The organism is Alteromonas sp. P256 (assembly GCF_036864455.1).
Taxonomy (GTDB): domain Bacteria; phylum Pseudomonadota; class Gammaproteobacteria; order Enterobacterales; family Alteromonadaceae; genus Alteromonas.
In genome coordinates, this window is sequence record NZ_JAZETM010000002.1 from 252,489 (window position 1) to 273,298 (window position 20,810).

Genomic DNA, 20,810 nt, shown 5'->3' on the forward strand with positions numbered 1-20,810 from the left:
GTCTTATGTTATCCAAAAAGCGCATTCGGTTTGATGATAAACCGAGTAAGAAAGAAAATATAACGGCTGTTCACAGTATCGACCACTTTTCACTTTTTGTTCCTGAACTTTCTGTTGCAGAACATTTTTTCAGCGCTTTTGGGCTTAACGTGGAAAGGTGCAATAACTACTTGTTAATTGGCACGTTCGACCTGAACCATACGTGGCTGAAAATTTATAAGGGAGATAAAAAATCACTGCGTTACGTTTCATTTAATTGTTTTGCTGATGATTTTAATAAAATTAAGCAGCGGGTGATGTCCTTTGGTATTGAAGAAGTCACACCACCTACACCTCTTGATAGCAAAGGATTTTGGTTTTACGACCAAGATCAGAATTTAATTCAAATTAAGGTTGGGCCAAAAACCTCACCGAATGAAAAGTTTTCGGGCTCATTCACCACGGCAGGCCCTGCAGAGCGTGGCAGTTCGTATAGACGCCATGCTGATGCTGTTCACCCTCATCGCCTGGCCCATATTTTATTGTTTACTCCTAATGTAGAACGAGCAATAGCGTTTTACAGTGACGTATTAGGCCTTTCACTGTCAGACAATAGCGAAGACATTATTGCGTTTATGCATGGTGTTCACGGTTCAGACCATCATTTAGTTGCTTTTGCCAAGTCTACTCACAAAGGATTTCATCATGCAGCGTGGGATGTCGACACAATAGGTGAGGTTGGCTTAGGTGCTATGCGAATGAACGAAGCAGGCTATAGCCAAGGATGGGGCTTGGGCCGTCATGTTCTTGGTTCAAACTATTTTCATTATGTTCAAGACCCTTGGGGGTCATTCCACGAATATTCTTGCGATATTGACTATATTCCTGCACAGATAAATTGGTCTGCAAGTAACCACCCACCAGAAGATTCTTTATACCTTTGGGGGCCTGATACCCCCGAAATATTTACTACCAACTACGAATAAAACACTATTCGAAATAACAGGTTAGGCATCTATTTTGGTGCCTGCCAAAGGATAAACTCATGCATACACAAACAGATGTACTTGTTGTAGGCGCCGGACCAGCTGGTATTTCAGCGGCGCTATTCCTCGCAAAATTAGGTATCAATGCCGTTACGATAACAAAATATCCATGGCTTGCTGACACCCCCAGAGCACACATTACCAATCAACGAACCATTGAAGTTTTTAGAGATCAAGGTCTTGAAGCCAAGATGAAAAAAGCGGCCATACCGCAAGAAAAAATGGCCAATGTATGTTGGATGAAGCGTTTCAATGAACAAGAAATATGCCGGTTTGAGGCATGGGGGGGAGGTGCTGCACGTCGACACGACTATGAATTGGCTGGGCCTTCTTCTATGTGTAATTTATCACAACACATTATGGAACCCATTATCCATCAAGGTGCAGTTGATGCTGGTGCAGATGTGAGGTTTAACAAAGAGCTTATAGACTTCACCCAAGATGATGATGGCGTACTTGCTACCGTAAAAGACCGAAAAACTGGTGCCACTGAGACCATTCAGGCGAAGTACATGATAGGGGCAGACGGCGGTAACAGTATGATTGCCGACAAGCTAGGTATTAGTTTTAAAGGCCAAGCGGGCTTGGGGTCTGCGGTAACTGCATGGATTGAGGCTGATTTGCGTCCCTACGTGGAGCAAAGGCCCAGTGTTCTTTACTGGGTTGTTCAACCTGGCGGCGAGACGTGGTTAGGCACAGGATGCTACGTTGCTGTGAGAGAGTGGGATGAATGGATGCTATTGTTTGTCGTTGGAATAGATGAAGACCCTGATCTTAGCGAAGCACGAATTATAGCGCAGGTTCGTGAGCATGCAGGTGATCCGAATTTAAAAGTAAAATTAAAGCGTACTGGCCGCTGGACCGTAAATAATCTTGTTGCAGAGAAATATAGAAAGGGTCGTGTTTTCATTGCTGGTGATGCAGCACACAGGCATCCGCCAGCAAACGGCTTGGGCACAAATACATCAGTTCAAGATGCTTACAACCTTTGTTGGAAATTGGCTTATGTTCTTAAAGGGTTTGCAGGCGAATCGCTACTAGATAGCTATGAAGATGAGCGTCAACCGATTGGCGAGCAAATTGTGACTCGAGCTATTAAAAGCATGGGAAATCTTGTTCCAGTGATGGAGTCTATTGCAAAAGATGGTGTAGATACAAAAGGCGATATTAATACTGACATATTATTCTCGGACAACGAAAAGGGTGCCCAGCGCCGACGAGAGCTTAGAGATGCACTTAATTTACAAAATTGGCATTTTAATGCATTGGGCATAGAGATAGGACAGCACTATTTTTCTAAAGCCGTTAAAACTGATGGACAAGAAAAAAAACCTCCCACAAAAGATCCAGAACTTTACATAGAGCCCGATACCGTTCCTGGTAGTCGACTTCCCCATGTATGGTTAATGAAACACGGCGAAAAAGTGTCTACGCACGATATCACTGGTAAAGGTCGCTTTGTCTTGTTAACGGGCACAGGTGGAAGCGAGTGGATAATCGCAGCGCAACTATACAGTCAAAAAACGGGAGTACCGTTATTGGCCGAAAAGATTGGGCTTGGTGAAGATAACGCTGATGTCTTTTTTCAGTGGGCTGATGTTTGTGAAATAGAAGACGGTGGCGCGCTTATCGTGCGGCCAGACGCTCACATTGCTTGGCGCTGCAAATCTTTACCTGAGGATCCGTTGAAACAATTAACACTGGCAATGGACTTCGTTTTAACCCGTAGCAATAAATTATTATCAAACGATGTGCATTCACTGAATAGTTCATTGATAGAAAGCGCATACAAATAGGGAAAGTTTCAATGTTATATATAAGATTGTGTATTGATAAACATGGCACCAACGAATTAAGAGAAAAGTATAGGCAGGCGCATAGAGACTATTTAATGCAAAGCAGTGATGCCTCTATTGTTCAAGCTGGGCCATTGTGTGTGTCTGATAGTGACGATACAAATTTAGGAAGTTTTTTAATCATTGCTGCCGAAAATGAAGCAGCAGCAAAACGTTTTCACGATAACGATCCGTTTACGAAAATGGGGTTATTCGAAACCAGTCATGTGCATCGATGGGACAAACACATAGGCTAAATTACAACTGGGTATAACACCTGTTTGCTCCCTCACACCAAACATTAAACTGTTCATCCGTATTGATTAACAGTTCTATTGTTTGCACTAACGTGCAGGCAGTTAATGAGGTTTGTTAGGGCAAACAGACAACAACTATTAAAAGAAATAACACGGTAGTGAGCCGTTTACACACTACTATATTTAACCAGCAAGTTTCACACAGCATTCTCAAACATCACAAATACTCAACAAAATTTTTAAAGAAAGAGTGATAGTGTCGAAAAACTGAATTTTTCATAAATATATTTTTAAACGTAATATATTTATTGAGTTGGCTAATCGATAATTTGTGGCGCGCGAAGAATCATTTAAGGAAATGGGAATGAAAACACACTTACTTTTAGCTAGCTTTGTTACTTTGACACTGCTAATTGGCGCTCCATTGTCTTTTGCACAGACAATGGAAGAAAAAACAGAAGATGTAGCGGGCGGTGCGCCTGGAAGTCTTTTTCGAAATTTAGTTACCGAGTCGTTAGAAAAAGATAGTCAAATAGCGGTTTATGGGTGGTCTGAAGTGACTGCACTTAGCAGCAGTCATGGGGATAGTGTCGGGCCAGCGGCATTTTTTGATACTGACACTGGGGTTAATTTTAATCAACTAGGACTAATGGTGTGTAAAGGGAGTGGTTGTCCTCCTCATGTGTTAGCACCCACACAAAATGTGCTCAGCAGAATTACACCGACACCTGCGCCGAGGGGCGACAGTATTGAGTTTGGTTACAATTTATCAGTGGTATACGGCGAAGATGCTGGTCTATTCAGAACTGCGGGCTTCGACGACAATTTTGGCAATGAAGAGGGAAACCATCAGCTGTCATTTACCCAGTGGTATGTTGACATTTATTTTCCAATTCTAGATGGCGCTACTCTTATTTTGGGGTCGTGGCATACCAGTTTAGCGAATGATATAGGTTATGATTTTGATCCACCAAATTGGTTTGTTTCTCATACCTACGCATTTCAGTTTGCTCCAGCGAAGCATGTCGGAGGGTTATTTCAAGCTAATTTGCCGGTAGCTGAAAATTTCGGTCACTTAAGCCTAGAAGCCGGTGTAGTTCGTGGTTGGAACACTTTTGACGGTCCCAACAATGATTTACATGTTATCGGTGGCGCTCGCTGGCGCTCGCCTGACATGAAAACGTGGGTCGATTTTGAATTTATTTCAGGTAATGGGGCTAATGATTTTGGGGCTGCGCCGAATCAAGGTGGTTCTCCAATATTTGCATTATCTGAAAACAATGAAGACTTATCGCGTTTTGTGTCCTACCTTGTGGTAACGCACAAATTTACTGACAAATTCGAAATGGCGCTAGAAGGCACCATCGGCTCACAAGAAGGTGGTGATTTTGTTCCAGTACCCATTTTTGTCACCGAAGATGCTGATTGGTCTGGTATTAACCTAGCGGGCCGCTTCCGTATCAACCAAGCATTGACCGCCTCCATACGATATGAATACTTTTCAAACCCTGACGGGGCTCACGTACTGTGGGGTGGGGCTAGAGGAGATGTAACAAGTATTACCGCTAATTTATCTTGGCAACTGAATCGATTCGTGCGTATTCGACCAGAGCTTAGATATGACGACTTTTCAGGTGATTCCAATAGTGTTGGCCTATTCAATGACGGCACAGCGTCATCTCAGGCTCTTGGTTTACTGAATGTTTTTGTTCACTTTTAGTTCGCTTACGTTTGAAAGCACAGCTCAATAACATGCTTCGCGTTTTAAAGGTAGTTTGGGGTGTGTTGATCTTTGCTGCAAAAATGTACAGAAAAGATCAGCGCCCTAGTTTAAAAGGAAAAAATTGTTATGAATCTGAGCATTAAAAAGCGCCTGGGAATACCGGTTATTATCTTATCCATCGCTGGGCTTGCAGTGCTAGTCTTTTACGTTTACATACAGCAGTTTATAAGTGAGAACGAAGCTGATTTAATACAAAACATCAATTATGCCGAAAAATTGAGGGAGGCAAATACAGTCGCCTTGTCGGTTGTTCAGGGTAATGCTGAACCCTCATCGTATGAGCAAATTCATCGTCAAATTCAAACTGATTTTGCTTCCTCAGATAGAGGGGTAAAAAGTGGAATCGCTTCTGCTGTGCCTATCATTGAAGATATCCACATACTCAATAAGTCTCTTGAGGATATTGCCAACCAGATAATCACAATGACGAGCCAGTCTGCATTAGAGTCTAATGGATTCATGGATTACATCGTTGCTCGATTGACAAATGCAAGAAACGAGGTAAGTGCGCTAGAGATAAACACTATCAAAGGGGCGAATACCAATACCGACACGAACTACCGTATACAGTCTCTCTTCCTGCAGATGCGCAACGATTTGCAGTTACAAAATTCGCTTTTGCAGCTTTTAGATACAGCCATTGCCAATGCAACGAAGGATGTTCAAGCGCTTGCAAATACTCCCTTTGCTGAAAGTCCTAAGAAAGGGTTGTTAATCAATCGTAAAGTAAAAGAACTAGTAGTTCTGTATCTCAAACAAAATGCGGCGAGGCAAACGCAAGTACTTGCCTTAAACACTATGTTTGAAAAGCTGCAGCGAGATATTGACGCACTTGAATATAAAGCGATGACGGAGTCATTCTCGGTTATAGAAAGTCTTCTCACCTTCTTGTTTATTGGTATAGGCGCTGCGTTTATTATTATTGCTGCCATTAACCTTTCTGCCGCAAACTATGTAACCCGTTCTATTGTAACGATAAGAGACAAGGTTTCTTCGTTAGCAGATTCAGGGGGCAACCTTACCTACCGTTTGCCAACCATGACAAAGGATGAGCTCTCTGATATGTCAGCAGACTTTAACCAATTCCTTGCGCTGGTTCACGATATTGTTGCTCAAGTTAAATCACAGTCAAATGCCTGCCTTTTAGACACCGAGCTGGTTAGCAAGCAAGCGTCATCAATTGCTGCGGTTATGGAAGGACAAACTAAAGAGACAAGTATGACAGCGGTGGCTATGGAAGAAATGAGTTTTACAATAAAAGAAATTACTGGAAATGCAAGACAAGCGGCAGACTCAGCTAAAGCTTGCATAGAGCTTAGTCAAATAGGTAGGCGTGACTTAAATGAGACAACAGAAAGAATGTCGCAGATGACAGTTTCTGTTAATGAGTCGGTAACGATATTAAATAAGCTCAATAGTTATTCTGAAAATATCGGTGGTGTAGTTACATCAATTGCAGCAATTGCTGAACAAACAAACCTGCTGGCATTAAATGCAGCAATAGAAGCTGCGAGAGCTGGCGAGTTTGGCCGTGGATTCTCAGTAGTAGCTGATGAGGTAAGGAGCTTAGCAACAAGAACACAGAGCTCGTTAAAAGAAATACAGCATATGGTGTCTTCGCTGCAAACCTCCTCCACGCAAGCACTGTCGCATTTTCAGGTTACTAAAGATACCTGTCATGAAGTTGATGAACGAATGAAAAAAGCGCTGACAGCTCTCGATTCTATATCGTCTAATATACACAACATATCTGACATTAGTGAAATTATCGCATCATCGGTTGCTGAACAGTCGACGGCGACTGACAGTGTGAATAAAAACATTGATGCAATCAATCAGGCGTCTACTGAATCTACCGAAAGCATTTTAGAAGTGTCTGCTATTTCCGTGAATATGAGAACAAAAATGAATGATTTAGCGAGGCTTGTTGATAAGTTTTCAACATAAATGGGTTTCAATAATGTAAGCAGAAAGTGACGTACTGCTCCTCACTTTACGACAACGTCAATACGGTTTGTTACGCGTGCGCGCATAACAGCGTCTGCTTATTGGAAAGGCATTACTTTGCTGCATAAGCTATATTTTGCCGCCCTGCTTTTGCCCTTCCTTCGTCCTTCCTTCATTCCTCTCTCGCCCTGCTGTCACTAAAGCACATCATTGCTCAACGGTACAAACGCATAAAATAAATATATTAAACATAAAAATATATTTTAATTGACATAAGCGATATATTGGTTAAATTGTAGTTACTAATTTGTTAACAATAAAAGGCCATGTATGAGTACTTCATCAAATAAAACAATTTCGAGACGGTCGTTTGTCAAAGGTGCCACTACATTGGCCGTGATGAGCGCATTACCAATTACAGTAGGTGCGGCAGGGCGCGTTATAAAAATTGGCTATATATCACCACAAACAGGGCCGTTATCATCTTTTTCAGACTCAGATGATTTTATTATTGAAGGTTTTAACAATGCGGTAGCAGGAAGCGCCGATACCTATCAGGTGTTTATAAAAGATTCGCAGTCAAACCCGAACGTAGCCGCTTCGGTAGCAAAGGAGCTTATACTTGATGACGAAGTTGATCTCATCTTAGTAGGGCATACCCCAGAAACAGTTAATCCCGTTGCAATACAGTGCGAAATGGAGGAAGTACCTTGCATTTCAACATTGTCTCCATGGCAGCCCACCTTTATAGGTCAGCAGGCCAACCCGCGAGCACCAGAAACGTGGGAGGGGTTGAGATACTGCTATCACTTTTTCTGGGGAATTGAGGATGTGATTAATGTATTTACCGACATGTGGAATGATCTTGATACCAATCGGACGGTTGCTGGTTTATTTCCAAACGATACCGATGGAAATGCGTGGGGCAATGAACAAACAGGGTTTCCAAAGCCATTAGCATCTAAAGGTTTCTCATTGGTAGACCCGGGTCGTTTTCAACCCTTAACTGATAATTTTTCAGCTCAAATTTCTGCATTCAAACAAGCGCAAGCAGAAATTGTAACTGGGGTTGTTATTCCTCCAGACTTTGCAACGTTCTGGAGTCAGTCTAAGCAGCAAGGGTTTAATCCTAAAGTTGTCAGTATCGGCAAAGCAATTTTGTTTCCCTCCGCAGTAAAGGCGCTAGGCGCGGGCGCACACAATCTTTCAAGTGAAATATGGTGGTCTCCAGAACATCCATACTCGTCTTCTTTAACCAATCAATCTTCTAGTGTTTTGGCAAATGCTTATGAGGCGTCAAGCAATCGAGCGTGGACACAGCCAATAGGTTTTGTGCACGCGCTGTTTGAACTTGCCGTTGATGTTATGTCTCGCACTGGTAAACCGTCAAACAGTGACGATGTAGTAAGCAGTATTAAAGAAACTAACTTAAACACCATTGTGGGAAATGTGAATTGGAATGGGGAAGGAGTTCCCGATTTTGCGAAGCAGAATGTTACTAAAACTAAATTGGTCGGTGGTCAATGGAGAGTAGGAGAGTCTGGTGCATCTTCTTTGGACTTGAAGATAACCAATAATAAGCGGGCGAACGAAATAGCTACCCAAGACGTTACGCGTCCTATCGACTGGAGCTAATATGTTACTCTCGCTTAAAAATTTAAATAAATCGTTTGGAAAATTAAAGGTAACTCGCGATATTAATTTGAATATAGAACAAGGAGATATATTAGGAATAATTGGTCCTAATGGAGCCGGCAAGTCTACATTATTCAATTTAATAACCGGTAATCTGGCTCCTTCATCGGGTGATGTTTTCTTTAACGACGAAAATATCTCCAATTTGCCAGCATTCAAAAGGGCGCGCCTTGGTATTGGGCGCTCATTTCAGATTCCACAGCCATTTGAAAGCATGACTGTGGCGGAAAATATTAAAGCGGCCTTCATTTACGGAGCTCAAAAGGATTCAACTGCGGCAGATTCGCTCGCGATAGAGCTATTGACGCTCACCAGCTTAGATAAACTCGCCAATTACAAAGCTGAAAGTTTAACGTTACTTCAACGGAAAAGACTAGAAATGGCACGAGCGATGGCAACAAAGCCAAGCTTGCTGCTGCTAGATGAAGTGGGAGGAGGGTTAACTGAAGCTGAGTGTCAACAACTTATACAAACAGTAAAAGATATCGCTAAAACGGGTGTTACGGTTGTTTGGATTGAACATATCGTACACGCGCTCTTAGCCGTCGTTAACAGGTTAATAGTTATCAATGAAGGCGCCCTTGTAGCCGATGGCGAGCCAAATGAAACGATCAATTCGACGTTAGTGCAACGACTTTATTTAGGAGAGGTAACGTAAATGCTGTCTGTTAATCATTTACAAGCGCGGTATGGCAATTTTGTCGCTCTTCATGACGTTACACTTCATGTTAACACAGGGCAAATAGTGGGAATTTTAGGGTCTAACGGGGCAGGTAAAAGCACCTTAATGAAGGTACTGAGCGGTGCGCACCCAGTGAGTTCAGGAGCGATACAGTTTTGCGGTGAGGACATGACGTCTATTAACGATTTTCATTTTCACGCAAGAGGTTTATCGATAGTGCCTGAGGGCCGACGTTTATTTTCATCGCTTACCATAGAAGAAAATATCTTGACGGGTAAACGCAAAGCAATGTCGCAAGTCAATTGGACACTTGAACGTATATACGACACTTTTCCAATTTTAGCGAAGAAAAGAAAGTGCAATCCATCGATGCTTTCTGGCGGGCAGCAACAGTTAGCGGCTTTGTGCCGAGGACTGATTGCCAACCCGAAACTATTGCTTTGTGATGAGTTAAGTTTGGGTCTTAGCCCCAATGTAGTGAACGAAATTTACGATGCATTAGCCTTAGTCAAGCAATCAGGAACTTCTATGTTACTGGTAGAGCAGAACATGGGTAGATTACTCAATACTGTCGATTATATGTACTGTTTACTCGAAGGGAGAGTTTCTCTTCAAGGTAAGCCGAGTGAATTATCACAGAACGATATTAAATCAGCATACTTTGGTGAGACTGCAGCATGAATGCCAGTGATATAGTAATTCAAGGTGTATTTTTAGGTAGTTTGTTTGGGTTGTATGCCATTGGGTTAAGTTTGGTATTTGGAGTAATGCGCGTAGTCAATTTAGCGCATGGCGACTTTATTATTCTTAACGCCTATTTGCTACTTACATTTACCTATTTTTTAGATATGCCGCTTTATGCCGCATTTCTCGTCTGTTTATTTATCTCATTTTGTTGTGGCTACTTGTTGCAGTCTCATATTCTAGAAAGACTTGGAAATAAACAGGTTTTGCCCCCGTTAATTGTCACGTTCTGTCTGTCTATTGTTTTACAAAATGGTTTACTAGAAATCTTCTCTGCAGACGTGAGAACCCTTACTTTGGGTGGTTTAGAAAATCAGTCAGTTGCTTTGTTTGGTAAAAGTATAGGCATTTTTCCACTTATTACGCTTGTCACCGCAATATCTGTGGTGCTTGCTCTTAGCGTAATATTCAATAAAACCGAGTTTGGCCGTTCGTTACGCGCCACTTCTGATGATCCTAATACAGCAATAATGATGGGTATTAACACTAAAAAGATTGCATCAATTGCAATGGGCATAGCCATGATAGTGTCGCTCATAGCCGCACTCTTCTTAGGCATTAAGTCGAATTTTGACCCGACATTAGGACCAGCAAGACTTATATACGCTTTTGAAGCCGTAATTATAGGTGGGTTAGGTTCAATTTGGGGAACATTTGCAGGGGGAATTATTTTGGGTATTGCACATATGGTTGGTGCGTATATAGGCCCTGAGTATCAGGTGCTGGCAGGGCATGTTACGTTTTTAGTAATACTTATTCTTCGTCCTAAGGGGCTCTTTTTTCTAGGAAGTTCAAAATGACTGATGCAGTAAAACTCAAAGTTAGTAACAATAAAGACACAACAAAGTTACCTATTTTACTCATTGTGTTTGCTATTTCTGCAACATGTTTTGTTTGTTTACCATTGTTCTTATCGAGAAGTTCTATTCAGGAACTGTTTCAACTCTTTGTGCTGATGACGCTTGCTTTTCATTGGAATATTCTTGCGGGCTACGCTGGGCTAATGTCAGTTGGACAACAAGCATTTGTTGGCTTGGGCGCCTATATTGTGTTTGTTTTAGCTATTCATACCGACGTTAATGTAATTGCTGCAATAGTGATAGCGGCGGTAGGTGTTGCTGCGGCGGCTGTAGCATTCTCGCAGTTTGTTTTTAGACTAACTGGGCCCTATTTTGCCATTGGTACTTGGGTGGTTGCCGAGGTGTGCAGACTTACGATAATACAGTTTCAGCTATTTGGATCTGGTACAGGTTTGTCTTTACCAAGACGTTACATGAGCGACTTTCCTGGAGTGAGTTACGTTAAAGAACTGTTGAGTCTAAAAACATCAGCGGCTATTGATATTGTTATTTACTGGGTAGCCGTTTTACTGTTTTTGTTTACTGTACTTGCTATCGTAAAAATTACCTATTCGCGCATTGGTCTTGCGTTAAGAGCCATTAAAGATAACGAGCAAGCTGCAGAGTCTATAGGTATCAACATAGTGAGTTTAAAACGCTGGATTTACGTAGGTGCAAGCACTGGTTTTGGTCTTATTGGCGCTATCTTCTTCTTGAGCGTTGGACGTGTCTCACCAGATGTGGCATTTTCGTTACTCGATTGGACAGGAATAATCATATTTATTGTGGTAATTGGAGGAATAGGCACACTAGATGGGCCTGTTTGGGGAACAATAACGTACTGGTTATTAAGTAACGTAATGAGTGGATACGGCAGTTGGTATTTAATTGTACTAGGGGTTTTAGGTATCGGCATTATGTTGTTTAAGCCCACAGGGATTGCGGGCATCTTTCGAGACAACCTGAACATAGATGTGGATGCAATGCTTAAGAAACAGTTAAATAAACGGCATTTGTCCAAATCACATAATCGAGCTAATCAATAGTAATCATTACAAAAAGCTCGCTATCTTACCAAGCGATTTTTTCTGTGTGGCGTGGGTTGGTATGCACGCATTTTTTGCGGGGTATCCGGCAACGATGAGCATGTACGCTCTTTCGTTATCGGGCCTGCCGCACACGTCGGTTAAAAAGTTCATAGGCTTAGGTGTATGAGTAAGTGTTGCTAGTCCGGCATTGTGTAGGGCGGTAATAAGCATGCCCACGGCAATGCCTACCGACTCATGCACGTAGTAATTCTGCTGTTTTTCTCCACCTTCGGTTTCTCCAAACTTTTGACTAAATACAGCAATAAGCCAGGGCGCTATTTCTAAATACGGTTTAGCGGCGTCTGTCCCTAATGGTTTCAAGTCGTTTAGCCATTGTTGCCCGGCGCGCCCTTCATAAAAGCCACGTTCATGGGCTTCGGCTTGCTCACGAATCTTTTGTTTCATCGATGGAGAGTTAATTGCGGCAAAGTGCCAGGGCTGATGATTAGCGCCGCTTGGTGCGGTGCCCGCTGTTAATAAGCAGTTCTCTATAACGTGTTTGTCCACCGGGCGGTCGCTAAAATGACGAATGCTGTGTCGGCGTTGCATAGTCTGCAGAAAGTCGGCGCTTCGCGACTTCATATTGGATTCTGAATACTCTATAAAATCATTTAGGGGCAATTGGTCATGAGGCTGCATTATTTTATCCGTCGAGTGCGTATTGGTGTCATTTTTTTGTATCTTATTAGCCATAGAGTAAAGGGATTGACGCTCACTATCAAAAAAAGAGTGATCATAACAATGTGTCTCTGTCGAAGTGCGTCAGTTTTTGTCGTAATGACAATGCATGCTTAAAGTCCTTCTTAATCCTACTTACTGCCAATGATTTCATTTAGGGGAACAGCATGCACAACTTATTATCTAAAGAAAAAGAATCTAAAGAAAATGAATCTAAAGACTCGGAATTTAAAGAGACAAAATCTGAAGAAATTAATATTCACGTAATCGGCGTTGGCGGTTGTGGAGGTAACGCAATCACCAACATGGCCGGTCTGTGTCAACATTCCAATATTCGTTTTACTTCCATCAATACCGATATATCTGCGCTACACCAATGTAATAATCATGAGGTTCTACTGATAGGAGAAGCCACAACAAAAGGATACGGAGCAGGTGCCGATCCGCAGGTGGCATACAACGCCGCTCGGCAAAGTGAAGAGGCCCTGAGTACGCTGATAGAAAACGATACCATTATCATCATTATTGCTGGGTTAGGCGGTGGTACTGGCAGTGGGGCTATGCCTGTTCTTTTAGACATAGCGAAGAAAAACAACATAGACGTGATGTGTTTTGTTACTTTGCCGTTTAAGTCCGAAGGAAGTAAGCGAAAAGAAATTGCGCTTACTGCTCTTCAAGAAATTAAAGCAGCCGCAAATGCCACCTTAGTGCTTTCAAACGATTCACTGATGGCCGCATTAAATGAAACCGTTGGGCTGTTGTCGGCATTTCGCCATTGCGATACACAGATGCACCGAATTGTAGAAGCTATTATCACTATGTTGACGAAGACCGGCTATATCAATGTGGATATTAATGACTTTAGCCATATTTTGTCATTAGAGGGCAATACGGCATTAGGTGTTGGGGTAGCTGAAGATGGAAGCTTGTTGTGCGATGCGTTAACTCATGCTTTAGAAAATCCATTGGTTGATGAGCAAAGTATCATTGGAGCGCAGGGAGTTATTGTACAGCTTACTTGCAAGGAAGAGCCCAGTTTAGCGATGTATGAGCAAATGCTGGCTACACTACAAAATATAATTGAGAGTTCCCGTGCGCTGATAATAACTGGCGTAACGGTATCGGCAGAACTACCCCATTTTGGTGAAGTACTGGTTATTGCAACAGGTATTCCTGTGGCCCCGCAGCATAGCGAAATAAAAGAGCGTAGCGAAGATGAGAAAAGTACTGAGTCAGCCGAATACACTAAGTTAGATCAATACAAGCAGTTAAATCAATTTAGTCTTTTAGAAGAGGTCGATATGGTAGAGCAAAGCAGGGAATTAGAAGAATATCGTGAGTTCATTGGAGAAATGTTACCTATGAAAATGAATGGTTCTCGCATTAGCGCAAACCTTGAATCGAAATACTTTAATATTCCTGCATTTATTCGCCAGCAAATGAAGCAGTGACTCATGAAGCGCCAGTGACGCACTGGCGCGCAAGACGACATTAGAAATCTGAGATTTAGTCTATGAGCAACTATAAGTTGTGAATAGTTTCTGCGACATTTCTAAAAAATAATTTCTTAATTTTTGGGGTTCGATAACTTCAATATTGTCGCCCAGCCCTCTCAAAAAGGCCCTTAGTTTATTGGTATCTTTTACGGTTGCCCTTAAAAACGATTGGTCGGGATTGGCAGACTGACTAATAGTTTGATCTTCAGAAAGCCTGTAGCCGTGCAGAAGAAAGAGCGAATTATTTTTTACCAGCAGTTTAAGCTCAATGCTCTGTTTTCTGTTGTTATTGAGTAGCTGAACGCTTTCAAGTTCTCCAAAGCTCTGCTGACAGTCGTCCTCGGTTACCTGCACGTTTCTGATAAAATGTAAGGGTAGCGCGTAGCGCCTTTTATGTAGCTCCCCAAACGAACAGACAAACAATTGACGACCATCCTGTTTAACCAACCCCATAGGATTTACTCGGTCATAGTGTTTCCAAACCATCGTATTGCCACCGCTAAAGATGCGTTTGATATCAGCCGATATCTGTTTTTTGAAAAAGATGGCGCTTTTAAGTCGTTCAAAAGAAATTGCATCTATTTCTGGTGGTAAAAGGGGTTGGGTGATGTGCGAGTCTGCTACCGATTTTAACCAGTTGCAAAGCAGTGAGTCGCTGTCTTGTTGAAGAATTTGCGTTGCTTTGGTGAAGTAAGGCTGCAATTCGCTAAGTGTTGAATTAGGCAGCGTGGCGCCTGATTGCTCGAGTACTTTAAATGCAAGCGCGGTATTGCCATCCATCAAACTTAGATTCAGTTTTTTAAAGTTAGCGTTAATAAACCAGCCGTAGGGTTTAGAGCGTTTGTCTACTTCAAGGCCAAAAAGACCAACGGTTTCTAAATTGACTAAATCTCTTTGTATGGTTCGCATATCAATGTGGCTGTGACCGCAATTCTGCAGATTCTCAAATATTTGCCGGCTCGATACTTTACGTGGTGCCGTTGGCACAAATTGTAAAATGTCTAGTTTGCGTTGAAATGCGCTCATTGGATTAAATAAGATTCCTTCATGTGTTAGCACAATAGTATATCAACAACATGCGACAAAAAATGTCGCATGTTGTTAGTTCACGAGGCACAGAAGCATAATGAATGTATAAATATTGCATTTTATGTGATTATTTATGGTAACTTTTAGTAATGTGATTATTTATGGTGTCTTTTTGAAAAGTGTGAGCTGATGGTTTCTTTTTTGCTCACAGAGCGAACAGTACACACTGTTGCATATGTATAAAAATACAGGCAATCTTAAATTATAATGGATAAGCACCCACCTTCAGCGAAACTCATTTTTAGAGGGGCTAATGGATAAATTAACAAAGCGGGCAGCGGTGATCACCGGTGACATCGCCAACTCACAGCATTTGCGGGATGAGGATTTAAAGCACGTATTAAGCGTACTCACCACAAACCTTGAAGCTCAAATCGCCATCTATCACGGTGAATATGATGTATTTCGCGGTGACGCGTTTCAGGCCGTAATATCAACGCCCCAGTATGCTATGCAGGCGGCAGTGTGCATTCGACTCGCCCTGAAAGCGTGTACCCCTTCTACCGATATTCGCATTAGCGTTGGCCTTGGCGAGGTAAACGTTACTGATGGACAGGTAAAAACAGGAAGTGGAGGTGCCTTTGTTCGTTCGGGCAGAGCACTGGATAGCCTGAAGTCGCAATGTTTAGTATTCACTGGTGATGATGAGGCTCTTAATAAGCATGCAGTGTTACTTACCGCATTTTTAGACAGTCATATTACGGCATTAACTCAAACCCAATCAGAAACCCTGCTTGCCTATATTTGTGCCAAAGACAAAGCGCATGAACATATTGCGAATACCCTTGGTAAAACCCGTAGCAACATCACCCGTATTTTAAATGCCAGTGGATATCACTTGGTGAGTGATTACCTCAGTTACATGGCATCTGAAATTAGCGCGTGACGTTAGGTCTAGGAGATTTAGAATGGGAGCTTCAAGTATAGAAGCGCTGAGCACAGGAGTGCTGAGTATGGGAGAAATAGCAACAGAACAGCTAGTGCTATTAGTGGGACTTTTGTTAGCCCACGTGTTGGGAGACTTTTACTTTCAGCCCGCTAGCTGGGTAAAAAGTCGTAATACTAAACACCTGATGTCTCCGGCATTGTACTTACATGCTTTACTTCACGGCGTGCTGGCCTTTTTTGCTTTATTGATTTTATCTTTATTTGCCACCCTTGCAACAAAAGAGTCTGGCGCTGCAGCAACAGGTATTTCTACAACAGGTCTATCTGCAGCAAGTGTAACGGCAATAGAGCTTACACCCTTATTTTTTGTGTCTATTGGCGTAATGGCTACTCATTTCATCATTGATGCAGTTAAGTCTTACGCTAGCCCAACCACCTTTGCCTTTGTTATTGACCAAGCTGCGCATATTATCGTTGCTATCATCTTGTGGGCGCTATTAACACAACAGTTCACGCCGTTACTGCAGCATATTTACGCCATAAACTATCACCATTTGGTACTGCTACTCGCTTATTTAGTTATTTTAAGTCCTACTTCTATTTTTATAAAACAGCTGCTTTCGCCATGGACCAAAGAGCTAGAGGAGCTGACTAACCCTACACGCACCAGCGAATTAGTACAACTTCCCGTGCGGCGCACCCTAGCCATGGCGGGCCAGCGTATTGGCTATTTAGAGCGATTACTTATTCTTACTTTTGTGTTGTTGAACCAATTTGCTGCAATTGGCTTTTTAATTGCCGCAAAGTCCATCTTTAGGTTTGGCGATTTAACAAAGAGTGAAGACAAAAAGCTTACTGAGTATGTATTGCTAGGCACGCTGACCAGTGTGGTCATTACTATCGCTACGGGTCTTGTAGCGAAATGGTGTATTGGCACGCTGTAACTTTACATGCCTCTAAACTAGGCGACTAACCAAGCTACTAAAACTCTGGCTGATAAAATAACTGGATATAACGACAGTGGTTATTTATTATAGCGATAGACATAATGAAGCACTGCAAAAGGTGCTTTCATGTGAGTAGTTACAGGTAGTTGCACGTACTAACAAAAATAGTAACAAAAATAGTAACAGAAGTAGTTACAGAAATAGTTTCAGGTGTAGCCTCGCAGGCCGCTTTTATACGATGCTTTCACATCTAGTCTAGCATGCACCATACACTCAAAATAATAAGCCAAAACGAGCCGATGAAGTTATACATTGCCGAGAAGCCTAGCTTAGGAAGAGCCATCGCAGAGGCACTGCCTAAACCTCAAAAAAAGCACCAGGGCTATATCGAAACTGCAGGTGGCGATGTAGTTACCTGGTGTGTAGGTCATATTCTCGAGCAGGCAGACCCCGATAGTTACGATGAAAAGTTTAAGAAATGGCAGTTAGCACACCTACCTATTATTCCTAACCAGTGGCAGTTAAAACCAAAATACAAAACAAAAAGTCAGCTGGCGATTATTCGTAAATTTGCTAAGCAATGTAGCCAAATTATTCATGCTGGGGACCCAGACAGGGAAGGGCAACTTCTGGTTGATGAGGTTATCGATTACTTAAACGTGCCATCGCAGAAGCGCGACAGTATGCAGCGCTTGCTTATCAGTGATTTAAACCTACCCGCGGTAAAGCGCTCATTAAATCAGTTGAAACCAAATAAGCATTTTATTCCTCTTTCAGTGTCAGCGTTGGCAAGAAGCCGCGCCGACTGGCTATACGGTATTAACCTAACGCGAGCCTATACCATTCAGGGTGGCAAAGTTGGTTATCAAGGGGTACTGTCTGTAGGGCGAGTGCAAACACCCATATTGGGGCTGGTGGTCAATAGAGATAAGGAAATTAACAATTTCGTATCGAAGCCCTTTTATGAGGTGTTGGCTCACATATTTACTCCTTCACAGCAACATTTTACTGCAAAGTGGCAGCCGAGCGAGGCGTGTCAGGCTTATATGGACGATGAAGGGCGTGTACTTTCAAAGGGGTTAGCTGAAAATGTGGTAGGGAGGATAACGAATCAGCCTGCAAGCATTGACGATATTAAAAAGCAGCAGAAAAAGCTGAACGCCCCTTTACCTTACAACCTTTCAATCCTACAAATTGATGCGGCTAAGCAATTTGGTATGAACGCCAAGCTGGTGCTCGATGTGTGTCAGTCTCTGTATGAAAAACACAAGCTCATTACCTATCCTCGCTCAGACTGCCGATACCTTCCCGGCGAGCAATTTTCCTTAGCGAAGTCCATTGTGTCCATGCTTGCTAAAGCAAAGTTACCGTTTTCTAGTGCGGCTCACCAAGCAGATACTTCGATTAAGTCCAAAGCGTGGAATAATGCGAAAGTTAGCGCTCACCATGCCATTATTCCGACTCAAAAATCACCTTTAGGGCTGTCCTTAAGTAATCTAGAACGAAACGTATATGGGCTAATTGTTAGGCAATATCTTGCTCAGTTTTATCCTGCCTTTATCTATCAACAAACCCACGTGGCACTCACCATTGCAGGTGGCAAATTTGCCACAACCGCCAATGTTACCGAGCAACTGGGATGGAAGGTGCTCTTTGAAAAAATCAGTGATAAAGGCACAGAGAGCAAGTCGAACTCTGATAGCCCATGGCAAAAAGGCTTGCTGCCAGAACTGAACAAAAACGACAGCCTGCATTGCGAAAAAGGAGAGTTGCTAGAAAAGCAAACTCAACCTCCCAAACACTTTACCGACGCTACGTTACTTGCTGCCATGACGGGGATAAACCGCTTCGTTAAAGACCGAGCTCTAAAAGCAATATTAAAAGATACGGACGGTTTGGGCACTGAGGCCACGCGGGCCGGAATAATCGAACTATTGTTTAAGCGTGGTTTTTTGAAGCGACAGGGCAAAATTATTAATGCTACACCTGCAGGAATTGGCTTAGTAGAAGCCCTTCCTGAGATGTGCACAACACCCGATATGACGGCCAAGTGGGAGGCAACGTTAAACAACATTGCCGAGCAACAGGCAAACTATAAAAGCTTTATGCAGCCACTGGAAAAATCGTTACACGAGCTTATTGATATTGCGTCAAGCAACGTGCCTGTGTCACTGAAAGGCATAAAATCAACGGTGAAGCCCGCTTTTAAAAAGCGCAGACGAACCAAAAAGAAAGAAGCGTAAAACAGCACTATATGTTCCACAACAAGACTTTATCACTTCATCGTGCTAAAACTATTTCAAATCTCTCATTTTATTATTTTTGGGTAAATGAATAATGAAAAAGTCCCGAATTAAAATAATAACTGGCTTAGTGTCAGTCGTTTTTGTTCTTACCACAGTGTTGTACGTGAATACTTTATTGAGTTTTGAAGACACTCAGTTACAGGTAGACAGTCCACTACCTAAAGCACCGCTTAACGAAGACGCGGCGGTAGCGCGATTTGCTAAAGCGATTCAGTTTGAAACCATTTCATTTGATGATCCCTCAAGGCTAAACCCTCAGGCTTTTTTAGGGTTACATGAACACATACGCGCTAGTTTTCCCCTTGTTCATCAGCAGGCCGAGCATTACACCATTAACCAGTACAGCTTGGTTTATCACCTAAAAGGTAGCGATCCCGCTCTTAAGCCTGCACTGTTTATGGGGCATATGGATGTAGTGCCTGTGGATGAGGGAACAGCAGAGCAGTGGAAGCAGGCACCTTTTAGTGGCGCCATTGTAAACGATGTTGTTTGGGGTAGAGGCACTATTGACGACAAAGTGACGGTAATGGCTTTGCTTGAGGCAATGGAGACCCGGCTAAGAGAGGGTTTTTCTCCACAGCGAAGTATTTATTTTGCCTTTGGTCACGATGAAGAAATTGGTGGCAAACAGGGCGCCGCAAAGATTGCAGAGCATTTTAAGCAACAAGGCATTAGTTTTGAGTTTGTGCTTGATGAAGGCGGGGCAATTACGCAAGGGTTGATGAAAGGCGTCGATCAGCCAGTTGCTATGGTTGGCGTTGCAGAAAAAGGGTTTGTTAACCTGCGACTTACTGTTGCCTCAGAAGGCGGGCATTCTTCTCAGCCTCCTGATCACACAGCTGCAGGCGTGTTAAGCCAAGCCATTGTGAATATAGAAAATAGTCAGTTTGATACCAACCTTAGCTACAGCTACAACACATTTTCTCATGTAGCCGCTTATGCGCCGCTTTCTTTGCAGTTGCCCATGGCCAATTTATGGTTGTTTTCGCCTATCGTAGAGCAGTCAATGCTGTCTGCGCCAAGCAGCGCCGCTGGCATTCGTACTACCATTGCAGCCACTATGCTGGAAGGCAGCAGCAAATCGAATATATTGCCCACAGTGGCGAGTGCAGTGGTGAACGTACGAATTCTACCTGGTGATAGCATAGCCAGCGTGAAGCAGCACATTGTTGAGGCAATTGACGACCCTAGAGTAAGCGTTGAGACCTTTATGGAAAACGAACCATCGCAGTTATCACCCCTTAACAGCACAGGATACAAACTCATCGAGTCTAACATTCGTCGTATGGATGATAACGTGTTGGTTGCACCATATCTGGTAATGGGAGGCACGGATGCAAAGCATTTTTATGGCTTATCCGATAACGTATATCGATTTATGATGGTAAGGCTAGATAAAGAAAGCCTGAAGCGATTCCACGGTGTTAACGAGCAGCTAGCGGTAAATGATTACCTGCAAGCGGTGAGTTACTTTTACAGCTTGCTTGCAGATGCTGGTGAATAAGCGCTAA

General features: G+C 42.7%; 17 protein-coding genes. 15 read left to right on the forward strand and 2 right to left on the reverse strand.

Annotation, left to right across the window (positions count from 1 at the left end; translation table 11 throughout):
• Positions 1-5 precede the first annotated feature (5 nt).
• From V7R39_RS04470 to V7R39_RS04515, 10 genes are all read left to right on the forward strand, one after another.
• Positions 6-965, forward strand: coding sequence for a VOC family protein (locus V7R39_RS04470; protein WP_334028585.1), 960 nt, complete (start codon positions 6-8; stop codon positions 963-965).
• A gap of 59 nt (positions 966-1,024) precedes the next feature.
• Positions 1,025-2,821 (forward strand): FAD-dependent monooxygenase, encoded by a 1,797-nt coding sequence (locus V7R39_RS04475; RefSeq protein WP_334028587.1) that lies wholly within the window; start codon positions 1,025-1,027, stop codon positions 2,819-2,821.
• 11 nt (positions 2,822-2,832) lie between these two features.
• Positions 2,833-3,117 (forward strand): YciI family protein, encoded by a 285-nt coding sequence (locus V7R39_RS04480; protein WP_334028590.1) that lies wholly within the window; start codon positions 2,833-2,835, stop codon positions 3,115-3,117.
• Positions 3,118-3,481: 364 nt separating this feature from the next.
• On the forward strand, positions 3,482-4,837 hold the full coding sequence (locus tag V7R39_RS04485; protein WP_334028593.1) for an outer membrane beta-barrel protein: 1,356 nt from the start codon (positions 3,482-3,484) through the stop codon (positions 4,835-4,837).
• A 129-nt stretch (positions 4,838-4,966) separates the two neighbouring features.
• Positions 4,967-6,847, forward strand: a complete 1,881-nt coding sequence (locus V7R39_RS04490) for a methyl-accepting chemotaxis protein (protein WP_334028595.1) — start codon at positions 4,967-4,969, stop codon at positions 6,845-6,847.
• 330 nt (positions 6,848-7,177) lie between these two features.
• Positions 7,178-8,482 (forward strand): ABC transporter substrate-binding protein, encoded by a 1,305-nt coding sequence (locus V7R39_RS04495; protein WP_334028597.1) that lies wholly within the window; start codon positions 7,178-7,180, stop codon positions 8,480-8,482.
• 1 nt (position 8,483) lies between these two features.
• On the forward strand, positions 8,484-9,200 hold the full coding sequence (locus V7R39_RS04500) for an ABC transporter ATP-binding protein (protein ID WP_334028599.1): 717 nt from the start codon (positions 8,484-8,486) through the stop codon (positions 9,198-9,200).
• Positions 9,201-9,905: an ABC transporter ATP-binding protein gene (locus tag V7R39_RS04505; RefSeq protein ID WP_334028604.1), complete on the forward strand. Its 705-nt coding sequence runs from the start codon at positions 9,201-9,203 to the stop codon at positions 9,903-9,905.
• Positions 9,902-10,768: a branched-chain amino acid ABC transporter permease gene (locus V7R39_RS04510; protein WP_334028608.1), complete on the forward strand. Its 867-nt coding sequence runs from the start codon at positions 9,902-9,904 to the stop codon at positions 10,766-10,768. The genes V7R39_RS04505 and V7R39_RS04510 overlap by 4 nt, the downstream gene beginning before the upstream one ends.
• On the forward strand, positions 10,765-11,853 hold the full coding sequence (locus tag V7R39_RS04515) for a branched-chain amino acid ABC transporter permease (RefSeq protein WP_334028609.1): 1,089 nt from the start codon (positions 10,765-10,767) through the stop codon (positions 11,851-11,853). Before V7R39_RS04510 ends, V7R39_RS04515 begins: the two co-directional genes overlap by 4 nt.
• 6 nt (positions 11,854-11,859) lie before the next feature.
• Here V7R39_RS04515 and V7R39_RS04520 read toward each other — a convergent pair whose 3' ends face one another.
• Positions 11,860-12,534, reverse strand: coding sequence for a nitroreductase family protein (locus V7R39_RS04520; RefSeq protein WP_334028611.1), 675 nt, complete (start codon positions 12,532-12,534; stop codon positions 11,860-11,862).
• A gap of 206 nt (positions 12,535-12,740) precedes the next feature.
• Here V7R39_RS04520 and V7R39_RS04525 point away from each other — a divergent pair, with 206 nt between their 5' ends.
• The gene (locus V7R39_RS04525) at positions 12,741-14,024 is read left to right on the forward strand and encodes a cell division protein FtsZ (RefSeq protein ID WP_334028613.1); all 1,284 of its coding nucleotides are present in this window, start codon (positions 12,741-12,743) and stop codon (positions 14,022-14,024) included.
• 60 nt (positions 14,025-14,084) lie between these two features.
• Here the strand turns inward: V7R39_RS04525 and V7R39_RS04530 are convergent, their stop codons facing one another.
• The gene (locus V7R39_RS04530) at positions 14,085-15,095 is read right to left on the reverse strand and encodes a helix-turn-helix transcriptional regulator (RefSeq protein ID WP_334028615.1); all 1,011 of its coding nucleotides are present in this window, start codon (positions 15,093-15,095) and stop codon (positions 14,085-14,087) included.
• 316 nt (positions 15,096-15,411) lie between these two features.
• Between V7R39_RS04530 and V7R39_RS04535 the strand changes: the two genes are divergently transcribed.
• From V7R39_RS04535 to V7R39_RS04550, 4 genes are all read left to right on the forward strand, one after another.
• Positions 15,412-16,044 carry a hypothetical protein gene (locus V7R39_RS04535; RefSeq protein ID WP_334028617.1) on the forward strand — a complete coding sequence of 211 codons (633 nt, stop codon included), beginning with the start codon at positions 15,412-15,414 and terminating at the stop codon, positions 16,042-16,044.
• 22 nt (positions 16,045-16,066) lie between these two features.
• Entirely contained in the window at positions 16,067-16,990 is a 924-nt protein-coding gene (locus V7R39_RS04540; protein ID WP_334028619.1) for a DUF3307 domain-containing protein, read from the forward strand.
• Between the two features lie 302 nt (positions 16,991-17,292).
• Positions 17,293-19,236 carry a DNA topoisomerase III gene (locus V7R39_RS04545; protein WP_334028621.1) on the forward strand — a complete coding sequence of 648 codons (1,944 nt, stop codon included), beginning with the start codon at positions 17,293-17,295 and terminating at the stop codon, positions 19,234-19,236.
• A gap of 94 nt (positions 19,237-19,330) precedes the next feature.
• Complete coding sequence (locus V7R39_RS04550) at positions 19,331-20,803, forward strand: M20 family peptidase (RefSeq protein ID WP_334028623.1); 1,473 nt, start codon at positions 19,331-19,333, stop codon at positions 20,801-20,803.
• Positions 20,804-20,810: the final 7 nt, after the last annotated feature.

What these genes read in the sequence shown, in the direction of transcription:
- V7R39_RS04525 (WP_334028613.1), top strand. Translation starts at nt 12,741, where the DNA reads ATGCACAACTTATTATCTAAAGAAAAAGAATCTAAAGAAAATGAATCT.
- V7R39_RS04510 (WP_334028608.1), top strand. Translation starts at nt 9,902, where the DNA reads ATGAATGCCAGTGATATAGTAATTCAAGGTGTATTTTTAGGTAGTTTG.
- V7R39_RS04540 (WP_334028619.1), top strand. Translation starts at nt 16,067, where the DNA reads ATGGGAGCTTCAAGTATAGAAGCGCTGAGCACAGGAGTGCTGAGTATG.
- V7R39_RS04530 (WP_334028615.1), bottom strand. Translation starts at nt 15,095, where the DNA reads ATGAGCGCATTTCAACGCAAACTAGACATTTTACAATTTGTGCCAACG.
- V7R39_RS04505 (WP_334028604.1), top strand. Translation starts at nt 9,201, where the DNA reads ATGCTGTCTGTTAATCATTTACAAGCGCGGTATGGCAATTTTGTCGCT.
- V7R39_RS04520 (WP_334028611.1), bottom strand. Translation starts at nt 12,534, where the DNA reads ATGCAGCCTCATGACCAATTGCCCCTAAATGATTTTATAGAGTATTCA.
- V7R39_RS04475 (WP_334028587.1), top strand. Translation starts at nt 1,025, where the DNA reads ATGCATACACAAACAGATGTACTTGTTGTAGGCGCCGGACCAGCTGGT.
- V7R39_RS04550 (WP_334028623.1), top strand. Translation starts at nt 19,331, where the DNA reads ATGAAAAAGTCCCGAATTAAAATAATAACTGGCTTAGTGTCAGTCGTT.
- V7R39_RS04490 (WP_334028595.1), top strand. Translation starts at nt 4,967, where the DNA reads ATGAATCTGAGCATTAAAAAGCGCCTGGGAATACCGGTTATTATCTTA.
- V7R39_RS04485 (WP_334028593.1), top strand. Translation starts at nt 3,482, where the DNA reads ATGAAAACACACTTACTTTTAGCTAGCTTTGTTACTTTGACACTGCTA.
- V7R39_RS04495 (WP_334028597.1), top strand. Translation starts at nt 7,178, where the DNA reads ATGAGTACTTCATCAAATAAAACAATTTCGAGACGGTCGTTTGTCAAA.
- V7R39_RS04480 (WP_334028590.1), top strand. Translation starts at nt 2,833, where the DNA reads ATGTTATATATAAGATTGTGTATTGATAAACATGGCACCAACGAATTA.
- V7R39_RS04545 (WP_334028621.1), top strand. Translation starts at nt 17,293, where the DNA reads ATGAAGTTATACATTGCCGAGAAGCCTAGCTTAGGAAGAGCCATCGCA.
- V7R39_RS04515 (WP_334028609.1), top strand. Translation starts at nt 10,765, where the DNA reads ATGACTGATGCAGTAAAACTCAAAGTTAGTAACAATAAAGACACAACA.
- V7R39_RS04500 (WP_334028599.1), top strand. Translation starts at nt 8,484, where the DNA reads ATGTTACTCTCGCTTAAAAATTTAAATAAATCGTTTGGAAAATTAAAG.
- V7R39_RS04470 (WP_334028585.1), top strand. Translation starts at nt 6, where the DNA reads ATGTTATCCAAAAAGCGCATTCGGTTTGATGATAAACCGAGTAAGAAA.
- V7R39_RS04535 (WP_334028617.1), top strand. Translation starts at nt 15,412, where the DNA reads ATGGATAAATTAACAAAGCGGGCAGCGGTGATCACCGGTGACATCGCC.